20 protein-coding genes are annotated in these 22127 nt (G+C 45.9%); 3 read left to right on the forward strand and 17 right to left on the reverse strand.

Annotated elements, in window-relative coordinates:
• Positions 1-8 precede the first annotated feature (8 nt).
• Positions 9-863, forward strand: a complete 855-nt coding sequence (locus AC0J2X_RS12650) for an AraC family transcriptional regulator (protein ID WP_472996073.1) — start codon at positions 9-11, stop codon at positions 861-863.
• On the opposite strand, the gene pmbA is transcribed toward AC0J2X_RS12650, so the two are convergent.
• Positions 860-2191 (reverse strand): metalloprotease PmbA, encoded by a 1332-nt coding sequence (gene pmbA, locus AC0J2X_RS12655; protein ID WP_039236933.1) that lies wholly within the window; start codon positions 2189-2191, stop codon positions 860-862. The genes AC0J2X_RS12650 and pmbA overlap by 4 nt on opposite strands.
• 72 nt (positions 2192-2263) lie before the next feature.
• On the opposite strand from pmbA, the gene yjgA reads away from it, so the two are divergent.
• Positions 2264-2821: a ribosome biogenesis factor YjgA gene (gene yjgA, locus AC0J2X_RS12660; RefSeq protein WP_014975398.1), complete on the forward strand. Its 558-nt coding sequence runs from the start codon at positions 2264-2266 to the stop codon at positions 2819-2821.
• Between the two features lie 61 nt (positions 2822-2882).
• Entirely contained in the window at positions 2883-3311 is a 429-nt protein-coding gene (locus AC0J2X_RS12665; RefSeq protein ID WP_156085774.1) for a hypothetical protein, read from the forward strand.
• An 87-nt stretch (positions 3312-3398) separates the two neighbouring features.
• Here AC0J2X_RS12665 and tldD read toward each other — a convergent pair whose 3' ends face one another.
• The 16 genes from tldD to AC0J2X_RS12745 all read right to left on the reverse strand — a co-directional run bounded on the left by tldD (position 3399) and on the right by AC0J2X_RS12745 (position 22125).
• Complete coding sequence (gene tldD / locus AC0J2X_RS12670; protein WP_039217280.1) at positions 3399-4841, reverse strand: metalloprotease TldD; 1443 nt, start codon at positions 4839-4841, stop codon at positions 3399-3401.
• Positions 4834-5652 carry a carbon-nitrogen hydrolase family protein gene (locus AC0J2X_RS12675; protein WP_171336922.1) on the reverse strand — a complete coding sequence of 273 codons (819 nt, stop codon included), beginning with the start codon at positions 5650-5652 and terminating at the stop codon, positions 4834-4836. The genes tldD and AC0J2X_RS12675 overlap by 8 nt, the downstream gene beginning before the upstream one ends.
• On the reverse strand, positions 5645-9640 hold the full coding sequence (locus tag AC0J2X_RS12680; protein ID WP_239302011.1) for a YhdP family protein: 3996 nt from the start codon (positions 9638-9640) through the stop codon (positions 5645-5647). Before AC0J2X_RS12680 ends, AC0J2X_RS12675 begins: the two co-directional genes overlap by 8 nt.
• 26 nt (positions 9641-9666) lie before the next feature.
• Complete coding sequence (gene rng / locus AC0J2X_RS12685; protein WP_014947913.1) at positions 9667-11133, reverse strand: ribonuclease G; 1467 nt, start codon at positions 11131-11133, stop codon at positions 9667-9669.
• On the reverse strand, positions 11130-11720 hold the full coding sequence (locus tag AC0J2X_RS12690; RefSeq protein ID WP_039236916.1) for a Maf family protein: 591 nt from the start codon (positions 11718-11720) through the stop codon (positions 11130-11132). Before AC0J2X_RS12690 ends, rng begins: the two co-directional genes overlap by 4 nt.
• Before the next feature lie 36 nt (positions 11721-11756).
• Positions 11757-12233 (reverse strand): rod shape-determining protein MreD, encoded by a 477-nt coding sequence (gene mreD, locus AC0J2X_RS12695; protein WP_014978011.1) that lies wholly within the window; start codon positions 12231-12233, stop codon positions 11757-11759.
• Positions 12226-13128 (reverse strand): rod shape-determining protein MreC, encoded by a 903-nt coding sequence (gene mreC / locus AC0J2X_RS12700; RefSeq protein ID WP_014978010.1) that lies wholly within the window; start codon positions 13126-13128, stop codon positions 12226-12228. The genes mreD and mreC overlap by 8 nt, the downstream gene beginning before the upstream one ends.
• Positions 13129-13165: 37 nt before the next feature.
• Positions 13166-14209, reverse strand: coding sequence for a rod shape-determining protein (locus AC0J2X_RS12705; RefSeq protein WP_014947909.1), 1044 nt, complete (start codon positions 14207-14209; stop codon positions 13166-13168).
• 355 nt (positions 14210-14564) lie between these two features.
• Positions 14565-18257 (reverse strand): H-type lectin domain-containing protein, encoded by a 3693-nt coding sequence (locus AC0J2X_RS12710; protein ID WP_061439082.1) that lies wholly within the window; start codon positions 18255-18257, stop codon positions 14565-14567.
• The gene (locus AC0J2X_RS12715) at positions 18257-18712 is read right to left on the reverse strand and encodes a hypothetical protein (RefSeq protein WP_061439080.1); all 456 of its coding nucleotides are present in this window, start codon (positions 18710-18712) and stop codon (positions 18257-18259) included. Before AC0J2X_RS12715 ends, AC0J2X_RS12710 begins: the two co-directional genes overlap by 1 nt.
• Positions 18702-19457 carry a PulJ/GspJ family protein gene (locus AC0J2X_RS12720; protein ID WP_061439078.1) on the reverse strand — a complete coding sequence of 252 codons (756 nt, stop codon included), beginning with the start codon at positions 19455-19457 and terminating at the stop codon, positions 18702-18704. The genes AC0J2X_RS12715 and AC0J2X_RS12720 overlap by 11 nt, the downstream gene beginning before the upstream one ends.
• Positions 19457-20011, reverse strand: a complete 555-nt coding sequence (locus AC0J2X_RS12725; RefSeq protein ID WP_061439076.1) for a type IV pilus modification PilV family protein — start codon at positions 20009-20011, stop codon at positions 19457-19459. Before AC0J2X_RS12725 ends, AC0J2X_RS12720 begins: the two co-directional genes overlap by 1 nt.
• On the reverse strand, positions 20001-20462 hold the full coding sequence (locus AC0J2X_RS12730) for a type II secretion system protein (protein WP_061439074.1): 462 nt from the start codon (positions 20460-20462) through the stop codon (positions 20001-20003). The genes AC0J2X_RS12725 and AC0J2X_RS12730 overlap by 11 nt, the downstream gene beginning before the upstream one ends.
• A 1-nt stretch (position 20463) precedes the next feature.
• Positions 20464-20976: a prepilin-type N-terminal cleavage/methylation domain-containing protein gene (locus tag AC0J2X_RS12735; protein WP_061439073.1), complete on the reverse strand. Its 513-nt coding sequence runs from the start codon at positions 20974-20976 to the stop codon at positions 20464-20466.
• Positions 20977-20998: 22 nt separating this feature from the next.
• On the reverse strand, positions 20999-21586 hold the full coding sequence (locus tag AC0J2X_RS12740) for a prepilin-type N-terminal cleavage/methylation domain-containing protein (protein WP_014978004.1): 588 nt from the start codon (positions 21584-21586) through the stop codon (positions 20999-21001).
• Between the two features lie 44 nt (positions 21587-21630).
• Complete coding sequence (locus tag AC0J2X_RS12745; RefSeq protein WP_061439071.1) at positions 21631-22125, reverse strand: hypothetical protein; 495 nt, start codon at positions 22123-22125, stop codon at positions 21631-21633.
• Between the last annotated feature and the right edge of the window lie 2 nt (positions 22126-22127).

Here is a 22127-nt window from a genome sequence, read left to right on the forward strand (position 1 = left end):
TCACATTTATGCAACTTAGCTTTAGAGACATTGTAGACATAGGCCCTAAGTGCTTTGAACGCTTTATTGATAGTAGTAATACGCCTGAAATCAGCGACCTGGAGATTGAACTAGCAGGATGCTCTAACTTATCAGGTAACTATACGGTAGGTCGCGTTTCGCCTCCTAACCACACCTTGTTTTACAGCATTCATGGTCAAGGAAAATTTCGTGTCCCGTCAGGCGAGATGCAATTGGATGAAGGACAGCTAATTATTTTACCCGCTGGACAAAGTTTCGAAGTCACAATAGTCAGTGAGCAATGGGATATAATTTGGGTAAACTTGGCAGACTCCGAACGCTGGACACCATTTAATAAGCTAGGTGCTGTGATAGTGGATAATGCCATGCTGGAAGGACTGCATCATGCAATGGAACTTTTGTATTTAGAGCGTGACGTCGAGAATCGAAATTCGGCGATGCAAGTTGTGTCTCGCTACCTGTACCGTATTATTGATGCGCCTTTGAGTGACGTACATACTCACGATGAGAAAGAACGACGCCAAGTAAGCAGACTACACAGCCTCTTTTCTGCGGTTGAAAAACAGCTTCAGTTTGATTGGGATATGGAAAGCTTAAGTGAGAAAGTGCATTATTCTGCCCCTCACCTTCACAGGCTGTGCTTACAAGTATTTGGGAGAAGCCCCAAACAGCACGTTATCCATTTGCGTATGACACGAGCCAAAAGCTTATTACTAAGCACGCAGTGGCCCGTATCTTATATCGCCAGTTATGTAGGCTACGCAAATGTATTTACGTTCTCGAAACGCTTTAAGAAGTCCACCGGGCTGTCTCCTTCAGCGTTTCGAGAAAGCGTAAACTAGCTGCCTGCTATCTTCATTTGGTCAATAAGCACAGAACCGGTCTGTACACTACCGCGCACATCTTTTTCAGCGCCAATTGCCACAATGCCTTTAAACATATCTTTCAGATTGCCAGCAATAGTTACCTCGTGAACTGGGTATTGGATGATGCCATTTTCAACCCAGTATCCCGCTGCGCCGCGCGAGTAATCGCCCGTCACACCGTTAACGCCCTGCCCCATCAGTTCGGTTACGAACAAACCTGTGCCCATTTCTTTAAGCAGGTCGGCGTCGCTGTGACCCGTATCACCTACTAGCCAGTTATGAATACCACCGGCGTGGCCATTCGAGCGGGTGTTTAGCTTACGCGACGAGTAGGTAGTATAAAGGTATGTAGCCAATTTACCCGCATCGACAATGGTCATGTCAGAACATGCCACACCTTCGTTATCGAAGCTTGAGCTTGCCAGACCGCCTTTAATAAACGGACGCTCTTCAATATTAAGCCATTCTGGGAAAACTTGTTTACCCAAGCTATCTAGCAAGAAGCTAGAGCGACGGTAAAGGCTGCCACCACTAATGGCTCCTACGTAATGACCAAACAAACTAGATGCGATGTCACGGTGTAAAAGCACAGGCACGTTTGCCGTGTTGATTTTACGAGCCCCCAAACGGTCTACAGTAGCTTTAGCGGCATCAATACCCACTGCACTTGCTGATTGCAGCAAAGACGCTTTACGACTTACTGTGTAAGCGTAATCGCGCTGCATATCGTTATCTTGTGCGCCAATAACCATACAGCTTAGTGAATAACGGCTGCTAGGATAACCTGCATTGATACCGTGCGTGTTGCCGTAAACGCGCATACCTAGATTTGCGTTATACGACGCGCCATCTGAATTTGTAATGCGCGAGTCGTAATTCATTGCCGCCGTTTCGGCTTCAATAGCAGTTTTAATGGCCTTTTCAGTATCTAATTCTTCAGGGTGATACAGATCTAAATCAGGGAACTCGGTAGCAATAAGGTCGGCATCGGCCAAACCTGTACAAGGATCTTCACTGGTATAGCGAGCAATATCGACGGCTTTTTCTACCGCGAGTGTTAGCGCCGCTTTGCTCAGATCTGCGGTAGACGCACTCCCCTTTCGCTTGCCTACGTATACGCTTATACCTAAGCCACCGTCGTTGGTAAATTCAACGTTTTCAACTTCTTGCATACGTGAAGAAACGGCGATGCCCTGCACTTTAGACATGCTGGCTTCGGCTTGTGTTGCGCCTTTAGAAAGGGCTAATTTCAGTACATCATCTACGACATTTTGAATGTCGGCTAACTGCTGCTCAATTTGCATAGTAAGTTTCGCTGTCTTAATTCGACTGTGATAGTTACAATTTAGCTAAAGTGTAACACTAATGAGTTTGAAATGAGTGATCAGAAATACAATTCTCCTGAAGATCCTTACTTCGAAGATGCGCAAGCAGATGAGTTCGAAGAGGAAGAATTAATCAGTAAAACTGAGCTGAAGCGTCAAGCTAAAGAACTTCACAAACTAGGTGAAACGTTGGTTAACCTGACCGATGCTCACATAGCGACGATTCCAATGGATGAAGAGCTTGCTGACGCCGTAGCTATTGCCCGCAAAGTGAATAAGAAAAAAGACGGTTACCGCCGTCAGCTTCAGTTTATCGGCAAAGCTTTACGTCATAGAGATACCGCCCCTATTGAAGAGGCGTTGGCTAAAATTACACATCAGCATCAGGCAAGCAATGCGGCCTTTCATGCACTAGAAAAAGCCCGTGAAGCCGTGATTGAACAGGGCGACCCCGCTATTCAAAAGCTGATTGAAGCGCATCCTGAACTGGACCGCCAAAAGCTGCGCCAATTTCATCGCCAAGTTAAAAAAGAGCGTGAAAAAAATGCGCCGCCTAAAGCATTCAGAGAGCTGTTTCAGTATTTGAAAGACGTTATTCATGAGGATTAACGGTCTGCAATTAAAGTAATCTCAACATCAAAGTTTCGTTCACCAGCCAAAGGGGGATAGTGTGAAAATATTTTCTAACCCTAACGCAACACTGAAAAGCAAGTACGGTCAGTATCAAATTGCTGTGCTTGGTAGCATTGTTGGCGTGTCGGCTGAAGGTATTGCCGATGGTTCAGCCATTGAACGCTATGCGCGGGATATGATGGATGTGATTAATAGCTTTGGTGGGGATAGCTGGGCATTTTTAGGTTTTTTGCATGGTTCTGCCCTTCTCACTAAAGCAGGTGAGACAGAACTGCAGCGTTCAATAGAGTGGCGTGCGAAGCACGGAATGGCGCTTGGCGCGCTGGTTATCGGCGATACCACGGTGCAGCCCATTGTAAGAGCGCAATTTCAGAGAATTTACGACAATGCAGGCCTTGAGCTAGGTATTTTTACCAACGAAGAAGATGCTATTGAGTGGTTGAATGGAAAAGGATTTGAAAGTTAGCCACGACTTATACCAGTTTGCATACAAAAAAGGTTGGTGCCTAGGCCCAACCTTTTTTAATTTTCCAGTTTACGGGTTTGAGCTGAATTAAGCCGTACCACCCACCGTCAACTCGTCAATTTTAAGTGTGGGCTGACCTACACCCACCGGCACGCTTTGACCGTCTTTACCACATACACCCACGCCTTTATCTAGGGCAGTGTCGTTGCCAATCATTGAGATTTTTTGCATAACCTCTGGACCGTTACCAATTAAGGTAGCCCCTTTCACTGGTGCAGTAATTTTACCGTTTTCAATTAAGTAGGCTTCCGCGCTAGAAAATACAAATTTGCCTGACGTAATGTCTACCTGTCCGCCAGCAAAGTTCGGCGCGTAAATACCTTTGTCGATAGACGCGATAATTTCCTGCGGATCGTGTTGGCCTTCCAACATATAAGTATTCGTCATGCGGGGCATAGGCAAGTGCGCATAGGATTCACGACGACCGTTACCGGTAGGCGCAACGCCCATAAGCTTGGCGTTATGTTTATCCTGCATATAACCTTTCAAGATACCATCTTCAATAAGCACGTTGTGCGCTGTTGGTGTGCCTTCATCGTCTACCGACAACGAGCCACGACGGTCGTTTAATGTGCCATCGTCAACAACCGTCACGCCTTTTGCTGCAACGCGCTGACCAATACGGCCACTAAATGTTGATGCACCCTTACGGTTAAAGTCGCCTTCAAGACCGTGCCCTACCGCTTCGTGAAGTAATACACCGGGCCAACCGTTACCTAATACTACAGGCATAGCGCCTGCCGGCGATGCCACAGCTTGCATGTTAACCCGCGCCATGTGAAGGGCATCTTCTGCCAACGTCTCGTAATACGGTTTGCCGTTTTCGTCTTGTTTAAAGAACGAGTAGGCATAACGACCACCAGCTCCAGCTGAACCACGTTCACGTCTATCGCCTTGTTCTAGCAATACCGAGCAGTTCAAGCGCACCAGCGGGCGAATATCAGTAGCTAAAGTACCGTCACTGCCAGCAACTAAAATTTCTTCATACACACCGCTTAAGCTCACCACTACCTGATTGGCAGACGGCTCTTGTTTGCGGATATAGGCATCTACTGCTTTTAAAAGCGAAATTTTCTCAGCGTCTTGCATCGCAAGAATAGGGTTATTTTCGCTGTATCGCGCTTGCACTGGTTTTTGTCCAAGCGAAGCAACCTGTTGTGAACCGCCGCTTGGCGCAATGCCACGAGCCGCTTTACACGCTTTGGTCAACGCTTCTTCGCTTATTTCGTCTGAATAAGCGAACCCTGTTTTCTCGCCGCTAATTGCACGCACGCCTACGCCGCGCTCTATGTTATAGCTGCCTTCTTTAATAATGCCATCTTCCAACACCCAGCTTTCGTGCTGGCTTGACTGAAAATATAAATCGGCATAGTCGGTATCGTGACGATGAATAGTCGCTAAAGCACGCTCTAGCTTAGAGATATCTAGCCCTGAGTCAGATAATAAATGACGCTCAACAGATTTAGACAAAGTGACTCCTGAATCGGTTATGTTCGGCAACCGGCATATTCTGTTTAATGGTTTCTCTTTCTGCAATATCTACTTTTGCCGAGACTAACCCTACGTCGGTTTTGCGTTCGGCAAGGGTCTCCCCCCAAGGCGACAGTACAAGACTGTGACCGTATGTTTCACGGCCATTTGCATGCACACCACTTTGATTTGCAGCTACCACAAAGCACTGCTTTTCAATGGCTCTGGCTTGCAACAACGCATGCCAATGCGCTTCTCCGGTGCGCTGGGTAAAGGCCGCTGGCAACACCAAAATATCGATATCGCCCATTGCAGTAAATAATCCTGGAAAGCGTACATCATAGCACACCGCAAGACCAATGTTGCCTATTGGCGTTTCAACAGTAACCACCTTGCTGCCCGCTTCGGTTGTCGCCGATTCACGATAACTGCCCGTGTTGTCGTTAACTGATACATCGAACATGTGAATTTTGCGGTAGTCTGCCAACACATCACCATCGGGGCCAAACAGCATGCAGGCTGCGGAAAACTTCTCTGGGCTATTGGTTTTCACTGGAAACGTACCCGAAACCAGATAGCACTGATATTGTGCAGCAAGCGCTGACAAACGTCGCTGAATCTCACCTTCGCCCTTTGTTTCTGCCACAGCAAGTTGGCCTTTGTCTTTACCGCCGAAATAAGCAAAACACTCTGGAAGCACAACTAAACTGTTTTTCTCAATCTTTGCCGATGCCATTTCGTTTGCAACGGTGTCGAGATTTTCTTCCACGCTTGGCGCAGATGTCATTTGTAATGCAACTAAATTAACCATCGATCACCTCCATTTTAAGCCTGCGTACGTCATCTTCCGTTAATGGCCTGTCTTGCGGGTTGGCCGGTACAGGCGCATTTTGCGCAGGTAAGCTGATGTCTTTGCTGTTGCGCTCAACTTCGTCGAACTTAGGATCTTTTATGGTACCTGTAACGCGATAGTTCACATTTGAAATGACTTTCGCAGAGGTTAGCACCTGATCTATGGCAAGAGCAGCGAGTGCAGTAGGCGGCGTAGCCAAGAAATACACTAAAAACGGTAAGTTCCCAGTTACGTTCGGTGCGAACGATACGTTGTAATTTAATCCACCGGTATTGAGGTCTGTGAAGCCCGTGATCTCTATTTCACCAGCGCCGCCGTCAATTTCAGTATCGTCGGTATACGCTTTGCCATCAACAATACTTAACGTACCGCCCATATCGTCGTAGAAAAAACCCTTAGCAAAAACGTCTCGAAAATCGAGGCTGAGCTTCCGCACTAACGAGTTCAAGCTAAACAGGGTAAAGATACGTGACCCCTTATCACTCAACTCAGTTAGATACCCATCTGAGAGCGACCACTCAACATTACCGTTTAGCTGTTCAAACCCGAAATCCATCGGCGCATTTGGCCAGTTGATATCAAACACCACATTTGCGCTAGAATCTTTTATACCTGATTCAACACCGTACTCTTTTAGCATCTGCCCAACGTCGGGAGACGTTAATGTTCCGTTTAACGCGCTTTGAATCTCGCCTCCCATGTGCTTCCAATAACCCGTTGCGGTAACGTTAGTTTCATCAGATTTCACTAGAAGCTGGCGAATGGCTAAACCATTCTCTTCCTTCGCGATGTCTAAGGTAATTTCACCTAAATCGATGCCGTGCACGCCACAGGACTGACAATAAAAATAAATGGGCGGTAGCGTATTTGGGTCAATATTGTAGGGCGACTCGCCTTCCTCACTTGGCATAGCACTATTCGTAGCTAACTCAACGCCGCTCTCTGAACCGGTTTTTGTCGCTCCCCCGGCTTGAGCAGGCTTCTCTAGTGATAAATAGTCGGCATTTATCTCAATGCCCTGCTCGTCTAAATCACTATTAATACGAATAGTGGCTCTTGCCTGAGGCGACGCTAAGTCTAGGATCCAATCTTTATTGCGTTCTGTTGCACTGAGCTGCGCATCATTAATACTGTGGCCAGCAAAATTTAGCTTGTCGGCTTTGGCGAATATCCGCGAGGGAGTACCAAACAAATTCGCTTTTTTGCTTTCGTTTGATTGGATACTCGATTGAGCATTTGTTTTTGCAACGGCGGTGCTGGTGTCTTTCCCTTTACCGGAAAGTAACATATTTATAGTGGTAAACCATTCTTGCACATCAGCTTGAGCTAGATTAGCACTGATACTAAAACCTGTACCAATGTTGGCTATATCGCTTTCGCCAAGTGCCAAGTGCGCACGTGAAAACTGCATTTCTTTGTGCGGTAGTACGCCATCAAAACGAATGTTATCACCAAGTGACGCCTCCACATTTGATGCTTTGCCATCGCCTTTACTGGTAATAAGCAGCGGTAAACTGCTGCCCGCTGGCGTATCGAAGGGAGCAGGCAATACACTTTGTGTCGCCGTTAAATCTGCAGTTAAATTGGCAGTATAGTTAAACCCACTGTTTGAAAGCGACAGTTGAACTGTAGTGTTCCAATCACTTTCGCCGTCGATGTATTCGGTGAGGTCTGTATTCACATAGTTAGCCAGCGGGTGTACATGCCATCGCCCACCTAACTCTACATTTAGGTCGTATGTGTCGCCCTGTCTACCGGATAGCGACAAGTTCACCGGCTGTTTAAGAAACTGCGCCTGAAGCCCACTTGCGTCTATATCGCCATTAACAAATGACACCTTTCCCGATGCCTTATCAAATAGCATATTTGTGGTCGCAACAAAAACGGGATTATTCGACAAGTGCGCCGTTCCCGATGCCACCACATCTTTGCCTTTAAACGGGATATCAAGCTTTATATCGGCAGATAGAGGCCCGCCAATTTGCACGTCTTCGTTAAGTACTTTGCCTAAAGATTTTTTAAGGGACGAATCCATCATTAACGCGGTTAGCGCGTTACCAGTGCCAGTACCATTGGCATAAATAATCAGGCGAGCATCTGGACTAAAGCTTGGAATGGCAGCCGACATATCACTGATTTTCATACCAGCAAGCGTCGCACTAGGGCTCTCCATCACTAATGCATTATTCACAAAATACAAAGATAGGTCTAAGTTATTAAGTGCCGGCCAGTCTGGCGCAAAAAGAAAATCCCCCTGCTCAATATCGACATACGCCTGAAAAATGCCCGTGTTGTCGTCAAACGGAAAGTCACTCGTGCGACCGTGCCACAGCACGCGCGCATTTGCGATTTCACCTTCTCCTGTAAACGCACGAGTAAGGTATTTGTCGGTATTGGCCCCCATTAAAGAAGGGGGAAATAAACTGCTCACCTCATTTAGCGCCAATGGGCTTACATCCACATAAAGCGACATAAACCCTGTCGACGTATTCAGTTTAAACTGCGGATGAAGAGTAACGGCATCACTATCGAACAGCATATCGCTGCCTTTTACTACCCACTGCTTGTCTTCGCTATCTATCTGCTCTGGGTAAATATAAAACTGAGATTTAAACAGGTTTATATTGACGTCTTTCTTAATTACGCCGTTGGCACTTAGTAAGCTATCCGCACTCTCTAAGTAGATAGCGCCATTATTTTTATACCAGAAAAAGTCTGCATCTAGCGACGAAAGACCTGGTACCTTATCTGTTTTGTCCCACTGCAAATCTAGCACTTTAGCCGCTAAAGAAGGCTGGCCGTTGTGCCATTGAACCTGCAACGTGGCCAACTCGCCTTTTGGATTAAGCCCGCGTATTTCTTCTTCACTGGTATCATCCATGAAAAGCGGTAACAGCAGCAGAAAGGGGTTAATTTGCACCGGCTTTACGGTGTTTATCAGCGCATCACCATTTGCACTTATACTGCCAATTAGGTCTGTTGTAAGGGTCTCGTTGCTCGAATTAAGCACCAATTGATCCACTCGGACATTCCAGCCTCCCTGTCTGTTCTCGTCGTTAGGCAACGCCTGAAGACTACCACCGCTTATACCTGTTATTGTTTTCGCGCGGCCACTACCCCACTCTAGAAGACTCTCACTTAGCTCAGCTTGTACGCTAGTAACTTCACTTTGGGAAAAGTTAGTCCATACTTCAAAGTTTGCGCGGCTTTGCGCTAGTGGGCGCTTGGTTTTGATGAGATCGCTTACCCACGGAGAAATATCGAGCTCTTCTGCTTTGGCGTAAAACACGCCGTCAAAGTCTTCCCGCGTGCCCGTGATATCAATGATAAACGACGCCGAGTTAGCCGCTAAATCTGCAACCTTAAGCTGACCTAAACCTTGGTGTCGCTCTTCATGGTTGTTCCACGATAAACTTTCAATATCAAATGAATTGGTTTCATTAAGGTGAGTGACAGATACCACCCCGTCTTCTAACGAGAAGCTTTGAAGCTGCTCTAAAAACAGACGCTCTAGTGCATTTACTACAGGGAAGTTATTCTTATCGCCTCCAGAAAGGCGATCGGCGTCAATATCAAGCTTAAGACCACGCAGCTCAAAACGGGTAGATGAGATAAGTTGGTGGCGTAGCGATTCCCAAAAATCTAGCTCGACGTAGATTTGCCTGATATCCAATGCAACAGGGGAAGCATCGTTTTTAGCCAACGACACCGAATTGAGCACAATACTTGGACCATTGCGCTGCCAAACAGCATGCACACTTTGGATGGATAGGTTTACGCCATACTGCTCATTAATATAATTTTCCAACAGGTGTTTGTTGTGCTCAATATGCGGCAGAGCATAGCGTGCAGCGCTTAAAACAAGCGCGAAAAGTACAAGCAATACGGCGAGTAGCAGCCAAAACTTCTTAAGTAGATAAGCGGCTACCGACGAAAAATTTGTCACATTTTGCCTTTGTATACGTTAATGCGTTACATCATGACGACGTCGTACTTATCCTGATTGTACAATGTTTCTGTTTGAACCTTGATTTGTTTAGACACAAATACTTCCAGTTCTGCCAGCATATGAGACTCTTCACCCATTAAGGCTTCCGCCACTTTTGGTGAAGCGTAAACCACAAACTTGTCTGCGTCGTAGGCGCGATTCACCCGTACAATTTCACGCATAATTTCAAAGCAAATGGTTTCAATGGTTTTTACCGTGCCTCGCCCTTTACACACCGGGCATTCTCCGCACAATATATGCTCAATGCTTTCACGGGTGCGTTTACGGGTCATTTCAATTAGCCCTAGCGCAGTAAAACCGTGAATATTTATCTTGGCTCTGTCCTTGTTCGTCGCCACCTCTAGTGAGTGTAAGACACGTCGTTTGTGGTCTGGTTCAATCATATCGATGAAGTCGATAAGGATCATCCCACCCAAGTTGCGCAATCTTAACTGACGGGCAATTGCCTGCGTCGCCTCAATATTGGTGTTAAAAATTGTTTCTTCTAAGTTCCGGTGGCCAACAAAAGCGCCCGTATTAATATCGATTGTGGTCATCGCTTCGGTCTGATCAATGATCAAGTAGCCGCCAGATTTTAAATCGACACGGCGTTCCAAGGCTCGCTGCGCCTCATTTTCCACATCGTATAAATCAAAAATAGGTCTATCACCCGGGTAGTATTCGAGCTTGCCGTTCATTTCAGGCACATACTCTTTGGTGAACTGGTGAAGTTCATTGAATGATAGTTTCGAATCGATACGAATTCTGTCGAGCTCTGTACCAACAAAGTCGCGTAGCACTCGTCGTGCTAGCGGTAAGTCTTCGTAAAGCACGTTCGACTTACGCTTTTTCATACGCGACTGAATTTTATCCCACAGCCTTCGCAAAAATGCTGCATCGGACTGCAGTTCGTTTTTGCCCACACCTTCAGCCGCAGTACGCAGAATGAAGCCACCGTTTTCATCACAAAACTCTTGCACCAGCGACTTTAAGCGCTCTCTTTCTGCTTCTTCTTCAATGCGTTGAGATACGCCTACGTGAGTTACCGAAGGCATAAATACAAGATAACGGCTGGGGATAGTAATGTCTGTGGTAAGGCGTGCGCCTTTGGTACCGATAGGATCTTTCACCACCTGAACCACAATATCTTGACCGTCTCGCACCAACTCGCGAATGTCTTGCTTTTGAATATGGCTTGCCGAGACTTCTTCAGCAATTTCATTGTGAATGACAATGTCAGATGCATGTAAGAAGGCGGCCTTTTCTAAACCGATATCAACAAATGCTGCCTGCATTCCCGGTAATACACGGCTAACTTTACCGCGATAGATATTGCCAACCAAACCGCGTTTGGTATGACGCTCTACGTGAATTTCTTGCAGTATTCCGTTTTCAATAAGCGCCACCCGTGACTCTGACGGGGTAACGTTAATAAGCAGTTCAGCACTCACGACACAACTCCAAATGCATTAAGTAATTGGCGGGTTTCGTACAGTGGTAGGCCTATTACGGCACTAGCACTGCCGTTAATGGAAACTACAAACTCACCACCAATACCTTGAATAGCGTAACTCCCTGCTTTGTCGGCAGGTTCTCCTGTTTCCCAGTATGCGTCAATTTGCTCATCCGTCAATGCTGCAAAAGTCACAGATGTGGTAATTACTTGAGTCTGCTGCTGAGCGTTATCAAGCACACAAATAGCGGTAAGGACGTCATGAGTTTTACCAGAAAGCATAGTGAGGATGCGCTTAGAATCTGCTTTATCTTCTGGCTTGCCAACACTTTGTCCGTTAAACGATATTAGCGTGTCGCTGGCCAGAATAACCTTGTCGTCGGTCATTGCCTGCTGATCCTCAAGGTATGCTTTCACCGCTTGGGCTTTTTCACTGGCTAGCCTTGCGACAAGCTCCATCGGTGGCTCGTTGTCACGGGGCGACTCGTCAATATCGGCAGGCTGTATTGTATGGGCTATGTTCATTTGCTTGAGCAAAGCGGTGCGTCGTGGAGAGGCTGACGCTAACACTACCGATTTTGTCATTGGCTTACCTTTGGTTTAATCGAGAACGTGTTCGGGTTACGAAATTGAAAACTGTCTGCGCGTGCGTCGAAGCAGCCAAAATACCCACGGCCACAACACCATTGACGTTATCACTGGCCACAGGTAATCGACTTGGAAATAAATATCAGTCAGTAGATGCTGCACCCAAAATGTAAGTAAGTGATATAGCGCCGATAGTAGGCCGATAATAATGGCTTGCTGCCATACAGAATAATTACGCAACCGCTGGTAGTTAGCTGCTAAAACGTATACGCATATACTCAACCCAAGGCTATGAATACCTAAGGTTGTGCCTACCAATACATCCATGGCTACGCCCGTTAAGAAGGCTACACCCACATTCACTCTGTGGGGCAACGCCATGCTCCAATATGCTAATACAACCAGCACCCAGTCAGGACGGTACACATCTACTTGAGTGGGCAGTGGAACAATTTGCAGTACCAGGGCAACTAACAAACTAATCCATATAACGAGGTTACGTTTACGCATCTGAAGATTCTTCCTCGTTTACAGCTGGCTTATCAGTGTCGTCGGTTGAGTTAGCATCAGACTCATTCTCTGACTCAGGCGTGTGCCATAACAGCAATAGGTGTCGAAGCCTGTCTAGGTTTGCTAAAGGTGTGACAATAACACGAGCAAAAGGGCGGCTTTCATCTCGGACGACTTGTGACACTCTTGCCACAGGGTAACCTTCTGGAAAGACCTTTCCTAAGCCAGACGAAATTAATGTGTCACCTTCTTGAATATCGACACTATGAGGAACGTGCTCTAGATACAGCTCGTTTAGTGCGCCGCTTCCGGTTGCGATAAAGCGAATATCGTTTCGAAGAGATCGCACAGGAATAGCGTGGGTAACATCGGCAATCAGCAATACACGGCTGTTTGTAGACCCAACTTCCATTACCTGACCCACTATGCCCTTATCATCAATAACTGGCTGAGACAGATATACGCCGTCTATCGCACCCTTGTTGATAACCACCTGCTGGCTATACGGGTTTTTATCCACCGCCATTAACTCAGCAACCATTTTTCGAGAAGAAACCCGAATAGGTGCCTGCAGTAACTCTCTTAATTGTGCATTTTCTTTTGCAATGACATCGAACTGCTGGAGCTTTTCGCTCATTAACAACAGCTGATTATTAAGTTTCTGGTTTTCGGCCAGCAATTGCTCTTGAGAGGTAAGACGCTGGGCACTTTCATTTAGCATTAAACCGGGAAGGTTTGCTAAATACTGAAGTGGGCTCATTAATGAGTTGAGATAAACCCGCGTTGATTTGAAACCGTCTAGCTTATGGTCGACAAATATCAGAATCACCGACAGCACAAGCGCCAGTGTAAGCCTGTTATTTAACGAAGGGCCGCGGGTAAAAATAGTATCCATGATACAAATAAGGCAACCTTACGGTTGCCTTTCCTGTTTATTCGTAGCTAAACAGGTCGCCACCGTGAAGGTCAATCATATCGAATGCCTTACCACCGCCGCGTGCTACACAAGTAAGCGGATCGTCAGCAATAACAACTGGAATGCCCGTTTCTTCCATTAGCAATCTATCTAAGTCTTTAAGTAACGCGCCACCACCGGTAAGTACCATACCGCGCTCAGAAATGTCTGAAGCAAGCTCTGGCGGAGACTGTTCTAGCGCCACCATAACGGCTGAAACAATGCCGGTTAGTGGTTCTTGAAGCGCTTCAAGAATTTCGTTTGAGTTTAGCGTGAACCCGCGAGGTACGCCTTCTGCTAGGTTGCGACCGCGCACTTCAATTTCGCGCACTTCTTCACCTGGATAGGCAGCACCTATTTCATGCTTGATGCGTTCAGCGGTTGCTTCACCAATTAGTGAACCGAAGTTACGACGAATGTAGTTGATAATAGCTTCATCAAACTTGTCACCACCAATACGAACAGATGATGAATAAACTACGCCGTTAAGTGAGATAATGGCAACTTCTGTTGTACCACCACCAATATCGACCACCATTGAACCTGTTGCTTCTGATACAGGTAAACCCGCACCAATAGCAGCCGCCATTGGCTCGTCGATAAGATAAACTTCGCGGGCACCTGCACCCAATGCAGATTCTTTAATTGCGCGGCGCTCTACTTGTGTTGAACCACAAGGAACACACACTAATACACGAGGACTTGGGCGCAAGAAATTATTGTCATGAACTTGTTTAATAAAATGCTGAAGCATTTTTTCAGTGACGTAAAAGTCGGCAATAACACCGTCTTTCATCGGACGAATTGCACGTATATTACCCGGCGTACGACCAAGCATTCGCTTAGCTTCTGCACCTACTGCTGCAACACTTTTTGGTCCTGCTGCGCGCTCTTGACGAATAGCTACTACTGAAGGCTCGTTTAGAACAATACCTTGGTCTTTTACATAAATCAGCGTATTAGCTGTTCCGAGGTCGATGGACAGATCGTTAGAGAACATGCCTCGAAGCTTTTTAAACATGAAGAGTGTATTCCTGTTTCTGTGTTAACGCGTATTTGCAAAGGTGAGATGGCGACGCTTTAACGTGAAGTCGATATTTATTCGCACACTTTAACAATGGGGGCTATTTTGGGCAAGTAATGCTGTAATTAAGTGACGAAATAACTGCATTTTTGCTTAGTAGTTTTAGCGCTTTACCCATGAAGGGATACCACACACGCGTTTCCAAATAATTTTAAAATTAGACCCACATAGTGACCCTGTGAAAATTAGAAGGTTCAAAAACAATTTGCTAATAATTTACATCTCTTTATGTTGGCGCCACTACGGTGTGCTACGCAACCAGCATTACGACCAAGCGGGACAACCTTCTTTGCTAATTATTGATTTGCTCGCGCTTGTAAATGATATTGTCGTTTCCTCGGTACACACCATACGTGAGCGTTGCGTTTGGAGGATTATCAGCTTCGCCATCTCCATCCCAATCCCACAATAGCCAAGCATCAGGCGTATAACTAACAGGATAATTGCCAGCACCGTTTGGTGATGACAGGCGTATTCCGTCACTATTTCTATAGGCTCCTTCACTTAACGACTCTTCCCCCGAAGAAACCAATTCACCAGATTCGTCATTCACGTTATCGTGGTCATAAGCCGTACAACTGTCATACTTATTAATTCGCCAATTATTTCCGTCCCAATATTGGGTGCGAAGCGGTAACAAAAGCGCTTCGTCGGCTGCACCGTAGTTATTTATCAACGTTGCGCGACCGTAGGCAAAGCTGATTGAATCACCAAAATCGTCAACGCACTGACCGGAACAAGAAAGTCCATTGAAGTTTGCGCCCTCAATTTGTGCTTGGTCTGCCACCAGCGCAATGTGTGCTTCGAGGTAAGGCCCATCTACGCTGTTATCAGCAAGGCGACTAAATACGATATCGTTGTCAGAAAATGAAATAAGACCAGCACTGGCATTTTGCGGCCAACTTATTGAATTAATGTTTTCAAGCCTATTTAGCAAGCTTGTGCCGTGCTCGACTTGTAAGCTGATATTGATCAGTTTATCAAAACCATCGTAGTAGTTTGTGGTGCGGCTGCCATGTTGGTTAAGTGCGGTTAGCGAGAAGCTTACTTCGCTAATGGGTTGATCAAAGTAATTAAATGCGCCATTGACGTTACACGCTGCTTCAACACTTCCGCTCAAGGCAAAATTAGAAGGTGCGAAACGCCCAACGTTTTGCACCAGCCCTTGCACGGTGGTATCTGACAAATAAGTACTCTGTGCAGCAATGGAAATTGTACCTACCTCATCGTAATTAACACCAACGTTAACTTTACCTTCGTCGCTAAATAAAACACTGGGCACGCTCAATGTACCCGTTGCGCCGCCACTAGGAAGTATATTTAAGGGTGTTAACAACGCGCTACCTGAAAAATGCTCCGCGGTATTATTGTTTTCCAGTGCTGCAAAGTTATCTGGTATTCCATCGTTGTTACTGTCTTCACCATCGACCCACTGTACTGTTCGCAAGCCTAAGACAAAGTCTTCCCCTGTCAGTTTGAGCAGCGAACCATTCGCACTATTCGCGTAACCGTTAAGATTGGAGCTCGTGCCGCTATCATTTAAGATATTCATAGCAAAGCCGAACGGACGCACTTTAAAAGTATTAGAAGAACCTGCAATACCGCTTCGATTAGTTATGTCTGCTGACAACGACAACTCTCCCGCATCTGGGTATTGAATCGTAAAGGCTGCTCGCGAGTCAGCATCAAATTGGATAGGAAAGGTGCGTGGGGTTAGCCCCAGTTGATGTTCATTACCGTTATTGATAAGCAGTAGGGTGTTAGAACAATTGCTCGAACTAGAACAGTTATAATTTAATTCAACATCGACAATTTGATTTTTTAGCGTGTCAGAATTCCCACATGCTTCGATAGCATAGGTCTTGCTGTTAAAGCCAGTGTCTGAAGGCTTACCAGAAAGCTGAGTAACGATGGTTTCTGAATCATCAGTGATATTCTTAAACACCAGCCCGTCGGATTCATACTTTATTTTACAGCCACCTAAATTCACTTCTTTACCACCGATAAAGCAACGCAATTGAGAAGATGGATTTTCTCCCGAAGTAGCAAGTTCAGGATCTGCGCCTCTTAGGCTATCGAGTGTTAGCGAGGTCTGCCCGATAAACGTTACGCTGTCGTCAGGCGACCATCGATAGTTACCGCTATTAACGGGCACTAAGTTGACTGTAGATGGCTGAGAGTAGAGTAAATCACAGTTGACGTCTGCACAGGCTTTTAGGGTAACTTCTTTCGCGGCGCAGCTGCTACCCTTGTTATCAGCCAGTTCAAAACGATAATGATTCAGTACTTCAATGACTTCCCGACCGCAGATGCCAGGAATATTGTTTGGCACTTCATTAGCCGTCACCCTCAGAGTAGCAGGTGAGCCGACGCCACCTCCTGCGGTAAAGCGGCCTCTCAATGTGCCTTCAGACACATTGGCAAAGGTTATTTCACCTTTTGCTAAAACCAATGCGTTGGGGTTTGAGCCATCGATGACCACATCTCCATCGACATAAATAGCGAGATAAGCCCCTTCAGCGACAGTGATATTTGCGTTCACCATAGTGAACTTTGTAGCAACGCCACCTATATTGTCCCCCGGGTCAGAAACATAAATTCGCGTGGGTGCAATTACGTTGTAGTTACCCGCCGCCATGGTTACCAGTTGACGGTTAAAATAATAATCCCCCGCTAAATCCCCTTCTGCTATCTCTGGGCCGCTATCGTCAATGGTAATTGTAGGTATCGCTCTCGCTTGTGAGTCGGTAAGCGCATCTGTATTGTTCACGGTACAGTCGACAGGGTTCTGTCCGCATTTTGGGTAGTCTGCAGATCCACTTGTAGCATCGGTGATAAACTGCTGTGCTGACAACACACCTGCATTTTCATCAATCATTCGGCTACCAGCTGCGAGTGAAATTGCAGAACCACTAAAAGCGGCAACCGCGCCAGGAAAGGCGTCATCACAACTAGGAACTTCGCCACTAAACACAAACTCTGAAGTCATAGCCAGAATGCTAGCGTCTTCTTCAGTGTGGTTGCGCTCAGAGTCTAAGCTTCTATCCTCATCTACACGCAGTCCAAGCCTATTTTTGTTTACGCCGCAGCTGCGAAGCCAACCGCCGTCGCCGCCGTTTCTACTTATTTTACTGGCTGCAACCAAAGGAGTTTGCGCATAGTTATTTTTAAAGTCATTTCGAAAGCAACCATCGTCCCACCCCTGTATGCGTACGTCGGCAAAATCGGCTTCCCAAACCACTTCAATACCATTGTCATCGAAAAATCTACGATTGAATCCCTCTGTTGTCGCCATGTAAGCTACCGTTTCATTGCGTGTAACTGGCGCATAATCTGTTTCAGACGCTTCCAACGCCATAAAATAAGACGGTGCTTCATACTTTGCTGCAATAGTTAGAAACGGTAACAAATGTTCGTTGGGTGGCTTCTTTCCATTAACGTCAACTTGGTTATTTAACGTTTGAATAGAGTGAAAGAAAACAGGCTGTTCACCAAAATCAGTTTCAAGTGAAACGCGAGCATATCTCGCATTTTCTTCACCCACCTTCAAGGGGCCGTTAGGTTCATACCAAGGAGAGCTTGTCGATGCCTGAATAGTCCCCCCTCCGAGCTCCATCTTACCGACTTCAACAATATCACCGTCAGGAAATTCATGAACGCCATACGCAATCGCTAAGTAATGAGCTCCCATCGTGATATGCGGACCATCTTCTCCAGAAGGCTCAAGGGGCAAAGCTTCAAAACCTGTGCGGGTAACGTTGCGAATTTTGACAATCGCTGGGTTGCTACCTTGATTGGTAGAGAGCATAAACACTGCTGGCGGCTCGTCGTATACCTGTGAAAAGCTAATGGTTGTCCACTCTGCTTTATTGTAGGTGTTTTGAAGCTCGATGAACCTGCCTTCGATTTGAGGGACGGCTAGTACCGGGGGTGCAACATATAACGTGAGAAACAAACAAAACAGCGAAATAGACTTTAAATTCATTATTGTTCCTGCCTTACTTCAACGCTTACTTTCCTCGATGTTTCTATTTGTCCCGCAGAGCAACTAGATTCCGATGTCAGCAAGTAGACTTCCACTGCATCAGAGGTAACTTCCGGTTCTGGTGCTACTGCAGGACCTATACACTCTATGTCCGCTTTACAGTTTTTAAGACCACTTGTTGTAAACATTATTTCGGTCTGATAAGGGCATGTTCGGTCTTGGATTTCAACTAACCGGGAAACCGCAACTTCCATCCCGCTCTGCGCTGCTAAATAGGCGCGAGCACCATAATATTCAATGGATTGCTGACGTATGTTTGATGAAATCTGATTAGACAACGCAATGCCAAGTCCTAGAAGTACAATGCTAATAATGATCGCCACAATAGTGGTAGAGCCACGTTGTTTTGATAGGGTGCGAGAAGGCGATAAAGTAAATTGTCTATCAGGGAACATTGGGGAAGTGTACCTCGTGCGAGAAAGCCAACGCCTCGTCATCATTACCGATGAGCGTCAAGTCTAATTTGACCAAAGCATTTTGGCGCAAACTTACCGTTATTACATCTGCACTCCAGCTACTTACATTCGTTGCAATAATACCTGAACTCATTCCATCTCTGCGGACCAAAGACTCACCTTGCGCCGTTGTTTCCTTACACACTGACACTGGGTTTTCGTTAAACACAAAAAAACGCTTCCCTGGAGACGATTGAGTGTTTTCCGTCCCTAACTCAATTAGGTATTGGTGATCCAAATCATTGCCTTCGTCATCGGTGGCGACGGTATATCCATTATAGTCTACGCTGTTGTCAATCACACTTTGCGGACTCGTTGGGTAAATAACTAATTTATCGTCCGCTGTAGGAGCCTCCATTTCAAACACTACGGAATGCAGCTTGTCATCGAAAGGGTCTGCGGTATATGTACCGCTCATGACAATTGGATAGTAGGTCAAGCACCCTAAACTAGCGTCAAAAGAGACCGAGTTAGGCACAATATTTCGAAGTTCTTTTTCCAATCGCAAAATAATAAAGCGCGCATCTGAAACGAGTCGGGTACGCTCTGCGCCAGTTATATAGATTTGAGCACTCAACGAAATCACTTGAGCTACAGATACGCTAATCACACCTAAAATAGTGATCACTAAAATAAGTTCTATAAGTGTAAAACCGCGCTGGCGTCTTGCTTTTGGTAGGGACATTAATAGCTCCCTCGATAAGCACTGAAGTTGTAAACTTGGCCGTCTGGAGCTGTGACCGCAATATCGATACGCTTGTATTGTTTTGGTGCTCTTTTGTTTAAGTCTGACTCAATTGAAGAGTCATAAGTAACACCGACACGGTAAGCAAAGCCATTATAATTGCCGCCAACATTGCTAATAGCATAACCATTATAATCATCTACATCGTCATAAGCATCTTCAGAGGTTTCACCAGCGTCGGGACCTAGAACGTCTGAACACAAGTTATCATTGTCATCAGGCGGATCAGGTTTATCGACACAGGTGACAAAAGGCGGGCTTCGGTCGCTGTTTTCATCATAAGAACGGCTTAGAATTTCGTTCATCAACGACTGACCTAGCTTGGCCGCTTTCACCTGACGAAATGGCTCTGCGGTTTGTTCAGCTTGCGGGACAATAAGTGACAGTACTACGGTTAGGCTAATCGTAAATACAACAATGCCAATCACCAGCTCTAACAGGGTAAAGCCGTTCACGCATTTTCTATGTACAGGCAACACAACCCTAGCACGCATAAACTGCTCCTTCGCTTTGTAAACACATGGCAAAGGTACTTATTTGAATTCTACAATTCGTTGAACACGCGATATTTCGCGGCCTGCCAAACCCATCAAACTGAATTTGAGAAAAGCTATCGCCATTTTCATCGGCCGTTTGAAAAGTAAAGTCGGTGCTTGATGCATCGACTACCTGATCGGCATCAAAAGCGGTAGAAAGGGCGTTTGTACAATCGTGGCCAGCGGGAGGGGCAATGATTGTGGCGGTTATTTTCACACAGCTAGTGTCTTGCACATTTTGCATAGCACGAAACTGCATGTTACGGACGACTTGAAGTGTGCGATCGCGAAGGGCGATAGCTTCTTCCGTATCGTTACCAAGAAAGCGAGGTGCGGCGGTTACCGCCAGCACCCCAATAACCATTATGGTTATGATAAGTTCTACTAATGTAAAACCGGTTTTCTTCACATTATTCGACGCAAGTATTTACTGTGATAGTAGGTCGCGCGCCTTCAGCTGTTGAATTAGTGTAAGCAACAGAACAGGCACTATTGGCCGCTGCAGGATCTGGAGCCCCGTCATAAGCGCCCGTGTAATAGATAAGAATAGTGTCTTCATCTACAGACTCAGTCGCATATTCACCGCCAGTGTTATCGATATCAGCATCGAGGATATTTGTAAAATTCGCAGCAGTTGCAGCATCAGGATAACCATACACCAAAGAAACCGTAGTGCTGTTGCCAATATTTACAGACTCTGATCCGTCGCTTGAAGCGGCTACGTCATTGATAAGTGCCTTACCATAAACAACCGATGAAGCAGATTCTAAAGAACCAGCAATACCTTCCAATACAGAATCACGCGCATCATCTTGAAGGTTCAAAAACTTAGGTGCTGCGGTTACCGCTAGAATACCCAGCAGTACAATAACAATGATTAACTCGATTAGGGTAAAACCCTGTTGTGTTGATAATTTTTGCATAATTAAACTTCCTAGGTATTAATTAAAAAACAGTAACCTGGCCAGTGGCTGGGTTGTAAGTGAAACCATCGTACGTTGTACCGTCTGGCGTTCCGTCTGCCGGTGCTGAGCTATTAGGTAAACCCATAGATTCAACTAAGTAGTAAACACAAAGTGTATTTGCACCTGAGTCGTCCTCACGAACGGCATATCTGAAATCAGCAACAACGGTGTCGTTCGTCGACGTTGTGTTTGTTGGTGCTGACTGAAGAATTAGGTCAAATACGTTTTTGCATTCAGTGTCGTTAACGGTAGAAATAAGTGTGTTGCCTGTAGAGCTTCCCGTTGGGTAACCAATGGTGCCGTCTACCCCTACTTGCGTTTGATCGTAAGTGATTACAGTGCCGTTCCCATTTCCATTGTTTCCGCTCGGACGGCCTTCAACTTCCCACTGCGCTCTTACAAGACCTACCGCTGCGGCAAAACCGCCAGCAACGCCTTCAACACTTGCTTCACGAGCTTCATCAGTAACATCAATAAAGCGTGGTAATGCTGTGGCCGCAAGCAACCCTAGAATGATTACAACAATTATCAGCTCGATTAGCGTAAAGCCTTGTTGCTTGGTGTTCATAACATCTCCTTGATGACGATAAGGCGAATCGTGCCGCCGTTTAATCAACTGTTTCTTTGCCTGACAACGCCGCTACCAGCGTTATATTCAAACCAAATCTCTTTTTCCCAAAAGAATGCACATTGTAAGTAACCGTTTGCATACTGGTCGCTTACAGTCACTGTTAACAGCGCTTCACCTTCTCTTAAGGTTGCAAGTGTCAGCATGTATTCGCACGCATTCCCCTGTTCTTTTTCAAGTCCTTCGGGCCAGCCTTTTTCATTAATGTATAGCTCTGCCGCCACATCTTTGTGCTGTTTAACTTTGCCACCAGCGTCAAACTCAGTTTCGTAAATAAGCACAGTATCTTGCTTAGTCTTTATCCATTGTGCCCTGGCTAACATCACCACTCGCTGAAACTGTGCAACCGCGTTCTCTTTGTTAACCTTTTCCGCTTCATCAATAATTGGTGTCGCGTAAAACACGTATGTTGTTCCAATAACAGCAAGCAATACGCCTATAACAACAAAATTAAGTAACCCCGTTTTGGTGCTTGCCACGC

The organism is Alteromonas sp. R7, assembly GCF_055755235.1.